2 protein-coding genes are annotated in these 2895 nt (G+C 40.7%); one reads left to right on the top strand and one right to left on the bottom strand.

Annotated features, from left to right (window positions below):
- Window positions 1-1301: hypothetical protein (locus tag QA601_18655; protein ID MDG5817124.1), on the top strand; the 1301-nt coding region annotated here is incomplete at its 5' end.
- Window positions 1302-2012: 711 nt separating this feature from the next.
- On the opposite strand, the gene QA601_18650 is transcribed toward QA601_18655, so the two are convergent.
- On the bottom strand, window positions 2013-2895 hold an 883-nt coding region (locus QA601_18650), incomplete at its 5' end, for an SUMF1/EgtB/PvdO family nonheme iron enzyme (GenBank protein MDG5817123.1).

Raw genomic sequence — 2895 nt, 5'->3', positions numbered from 1 at the left:
GTGGAGGCATTCCCCTTACGGTACAACGTTTTAGAATTAACCCTTTTACCAATCGTCTTGTTGGAGTCAGCTTTGAAGGAGTTATTCAACATGTTGATGGTCAGTGGGAAACGATCAAAGAATTACCTTTTAGAAGGCAAATTATGATGAGAGATATTGCTTTTTATGACTCCTCGCAGTTTGTGCTAACCCATGGCACCATACCGATTTTTTATACTGACGATAACCAGTATACCTGGCCCCTCCACAGGTGGATTGAAAATAATAACGTTCGCCACATAGCTACAGACAGAGATAACAACCTCTGGGCATCACTTGATCAGTCACGATGGGGTGTTCATAAGTACAATGGGGAAGAGTGGTCCTATTACAGCAGAAACTCACACCGACTTCTTAGCAATAATTTCACAGCCTATGCGCAGGATTCAAACGGCGGACACTGGTTTGGCAGTGATTCGGGATTTTCCTATATGATTGATGGTAACACCTATCGCTATCCTATGGATGCAGGGGTAGAAGAGATCCGCATAAATGACTGTGTTGTTTCCCGGGATAATATCCTTTGGGCCGCAACAAACATTGGAGTAATGCGCTATGATTTTGAAAGCTGGATAGTGTATGATACAGAGAGCGGATTACAAAGTAATTGGGTGAATGTTATTACTGAAGACGCCACAGGTACAATAATTGCCGGCACCTTTGAGGGTATTTACACATTTGATGGAGATCAGTTTATCGCTGATACCACCACTGATGGGCCAGGAAACCTTCATTTAAGTACCTTAAGTACATCACCTCATGGTCAAGTTGTAGCTGTACCAAATAGCGGAATTGGTGTCTACCTTAAGAAAAAAGGAGAACCCTGGCAACACCTTTTAAGCGATTATAGATGTGATGATGTTGATTTTGATAGTGAAGGAAGGATATGGGTTGCTGGCGGGACCGATGGAGTCTATATATTGGATAAAGATGGCAACCATTTACATCATCTTATTATTGGCGAAAGATTGTTTTTGGCTAGAGGAACAAGACTTACAAATGATGGGACTGCTTGGATCAACAGCAGGAATAGTTTGATATCCGCAAACGTTTCCTGGAACGACTCTAATATATACATAACTACTCACAAAATTATGCCTCCCGTTCAAAAACAACGAGCGATTACCGGCTACTACGATATACGGGGAAGAAAGATTCCCGGAAATATGCATCGCGGGTCTACCAATAGAAATATTGCTTCAGGAGTTTATGTTACAAGAGATGAAAATAGAATTAAACCTGTAATTATTAATGTTAAGTGAATGATTACGATAATAGTATAATGTTAGGTTATAATTCTTTGGAGGTGATCTATTTCTATTGCTGCTACTAATCTCTCCGGCTTTAATTAAAAGCAGATTATTCATCAAGGTTCAAAGGTCCCGAAGGGTGAATGTTTTAAGCAGCTCGGCCATCTGTCAGAACTATATAGTCCCGGCAGATAACCATCGTGATTGTGTTTTAGGTGAGGTTTGAATTCTCCATTGGTCCTTCTGAATACATCCGACTCAACATTGAAAGGCATAGGTCGATTATTTTGAATGCTGTACAATTTATTCTTAAAACGGAACTTTCGAATTCTTAAGGGGGCAAAAGTTTTGTTTTACACTGTTTGCTTGATAGTTGTGTGACAGCAGAAGTTCGATTGCGAATGTGTATGCAGCCACACCAATTATATGTGGCTCTATTTTGAATGGTAGTGCAATTTTTCATGGGACAGTACCGGGTAAACCTAAATGAAAGTAAATAGAATGGGTGAATTGATTAAATCAAAATACCCCAGAAACTATCAATTTAAAGGCGATCTTTGTAATATCTACTCACAACTTTTCCAAATACATGGGTATAGTGTTCCAAGTGTTCCTGTCTATGGGAAAATGTGCTGAAATTAGGGAAAAATGGTTTTTTGGATTTAAAAAACACCTCATTTATTTCTGTCTCACTATAAGGTACATTATTTTTACCATTTTTTATCAAGCAGTTGCTTTTCGCATAACTCTGAAGCCAAAATCATCATTTCTATACCCACTAGTGAAGCTTCCAATTGTTGAGTTAGGCATTAAGTCATTTGCACCGCTAGTGCTCCAACTACCCCCACGAGCATAATAGCCGCCAAAATCTTCAGTTTTATACCATTCCCAAACATTCCCACCCATGTCATATAAGCCATACCAGTTTGCTTCTCTACCTTTTACTAAATGGGGTCCATGGTCCCTTGTAGTGTTGTGAACCCATGCAGCATGTGCACTAATTTCGGCAGAATCAGCAGAAGTTTGGGGATAATACTGACGATTGCCACCCCAGGAAAAACGTGTATTGGTTCCTCCGCGTGCAGCATATTCCCATTCAGCACCTAAAGGTAATCTGTATCCATTGTTAGAGGTGTCTATCTGAATATTATCAAAACCTATGCATGAGGACCAGGGGATATTATCTGCCCAAATAATATCATCAGCATCAAAAATATAAACTGGCTCGAGACCTTCCTCGATACTTCGCACCCAACAATACAGGACAGCATCATACCATGTCACACCATAAACGGGCTTTTCTTCGTGAGCATCAAAACCGTAAGCATCCCACCATGGTAGTTCAAAACCAGGAAAATACTGCATAGCTTCAGCATATTCACCTTGTGTTATCTCTGCCTCACTCATCCAGAAATCATAGGAGAAATCCACCCACGGATCTGTGGTCGGGTTACCCATTCGGAAGCTGTATCCATCTGCTCTAATCAGTACCATACCATTATCATGTTCAAGCTCTTCGGGCTGCGGTACCCAGGGACCACGATTTACAGTCAGGGTAACTTCATTACTCGTAACTGCTCCACCCTCATTACTTACTATGCACTTG

The sequence above is a fragment of the Chitinispirillales bacterium ANBcel5 genome (assembly GCA_029688955.1).
Classification (GTDB): Bacteria; Fibrobacterota; Chitinivibrionia; order Chitinivibrionales; family Chitinispirillaceae; genus Cellulosispirillum; species Cellulosispirillum alkaliphilum.
The sequence above is the reverse complement of the archived record's forward strand: the minus strand, read 5'-3'. Positions and strand labels throughout refer to the sequence as shown.